The sequence below is a fragment of the Protofrankia sp. Cj3 genome (genome assembly GCF_917627355.1).
In the GTDB taxonomy this organism is placed as follows: domain Bacteria; phylum Actinomycetota; class Actinomycetes; order Frankiales; family Frankiaceae; genus Protofrankia.
On record NZ_CAKJTR010000211.1, the window covers coordinates 5,935 to 7,938 of the forward strand.

The window sequence follows — 2,004 nt, forward strand, 5'->3', positions numbered from 1 at the left end:
TTGCTTCTGGAACGTCGGGCCTTCCCAGCCGGCATCCTCGAAGTCGATCTTTTTTTTGTCGAGTTCTTCGTGTAGATCTGCGACGAGAGTTCGAATATACAGATCATCGCCTTTGGCGGCGCTCTGTGGGTAGTAGACACTGACCCTGGTCTTCTTCATGTATGCGGCGTAGGCGGCGATCATTTGGGCCTCCTGCGCGTTCGGTGGCACCATCTGAAAATACAGTGGGGACGTCTGCTCAAGGCCGTCACCGGAGAGTGTCGGGGCCACTACGGGAAGGCCCGCGTTGCCGAACTCGGCGATCGCCTGTGCGGTCTCGTCGGTGCTGCGGTCCATACCGATCACGGCGCTGACCTGCTGTGGGTCCTTGCGGGCCAGGTCGATGATGTTGCTTGTGACAGTCTTTACCTGCCGCATGTTCCTACCGCCGTTGGCGATGATCACCCGTAGGATCGGTTCGCGCCCGCTTGCGGTCGGCGAGCACGATGTGTCCGTGAAATCACCATTCTGCCGTATCTGTTGCAGCAGGATGCCAGCCAGTTCGTCGGTGCGCGGCCGGGAGTCTAAATCGAGGAAATCGAGGCGTTGCGGGTCCGGTGTGAGAGCGGCCAGGTAGACCACGCTGACGAACGGCCGGAGCGGGAAATTCCCCCGCAGCATGTCAGCGCACTGGTTCGCCCGGAAGACCGCCCGTTCCGCGGCCTGGAGATTCTTGTCCGCGCCGAAGAGCTGGCTTGCGTTATCGCTGTAACCGATGCACTCATCATCCTGCGCCCGGACCACCCGCACGGCCGCACCTGTGCCGTCACAGCCGTTGGTCGCGTGCGGAGTCCCGTTCCGAGCGGTACTGGCGGCGAGGACGATACCGGCGACGGCGATGGCGACGAGCACCAGCACAACCGTGCCGGCAAGGAGGACGAGCGGCCGGCCGAGGGTCCGGCTGGAGACGGCCCCTCGCGTCCGGGTGGTGGGTTCCTCACGGGTAGGCGGGACCGGCGTGCTTGCCACGGACGTGGTGGGGAGACCGGCGGCGGGATCGCGCTCGACCGCAGGGTCGTCGTGCCTGCTTACCGTGGACGTGGGAGGGAAGGCTGGCGCCGGCCGGCCGCCGGGGAAGCGTGGCGTTGCCGCGGGTTTCGCCCGTCCGTTCAGCGCGTGACTGATCTCGTCGAGTAGGTGTTGACGGGCGGCATCCTCATCGGTGCTGTGTCGGAACAGCTCGATGCTGACGATCGTGTTGAGCAGCCCCGGGCGGGGGCACTCCTCCAGCCGGATCGGCAGGAGCTTGCGCTCGAAGCCGAGCGGGTCGGCGGCTTGGGCGGCCTGCCATTCCGTCTGCCCGTATACGGATTTCAGGTAGGCGTGGGAGAGCAGAGCGATGGTCCGCCGCGTGTTGGCAACGCCGTGCTGCATCTGGACCGCCCAGTTCGTCCCGGGCACGAAGTCCCAGGCCTGGAGCAGCACCCGATAGCTGGCCTTCTCCAACTGCCAGCCCACCCATTCGGCCCAGCCCTGGTCGGCACGGGTGTACGACACGAAGAAGTCCAACGGCGGTGCCGGCTCTCCGTCCGGAGCCTCAACGGGGTCCCGGGCCGATTCGCCGCGCCGCGCCGCGCGGGCCGGCTCCCTGTCCGGAACCTCGACTGGACTCCCGATCGGACCCCCCGTATCGGACACAGCGCCTGCTCCTGTCACTCCGTCCTTGATCTGGCCACTCACCGCGACCGTTCTCGACACAGTACGCCTGGCGATACACGGAGATTAACAACCGTAGTGGTGGCCGCCGGCGCCGTGTCCTGACATGGTGCCTGGCTGGTCGGGAGGGGTGGTTATGGCGGTGATGGCGGCGTCGGCGAGCCAGCGGGGCCGGGCGCTCTAAATAGGTGCGTGCCCCAGCCCCGCGACGCCGCGCTTTCTGTTGCCGGGCATGTGCATCAACATGAAATGATCATTTTGATGCACATGCCCGGCTGACCGGGAAAATTATCCCCGCCGGGGACGGCT

General features: G+C 65.8%; 1 protein-coding gene. It reads right to left on the reverse strand.

The features are described 5' to 3' along the window. Positions 1 to 1,677 (reverse strand): TIR domain-containing protein (locus MJ783_RS20330; protein WP_370651736.1); only part of this gene is annotated, 1,677 nt, incomplete at its 3' end. Positions 1,678 to 2,004: the final 327 nt, after the last annotated feature.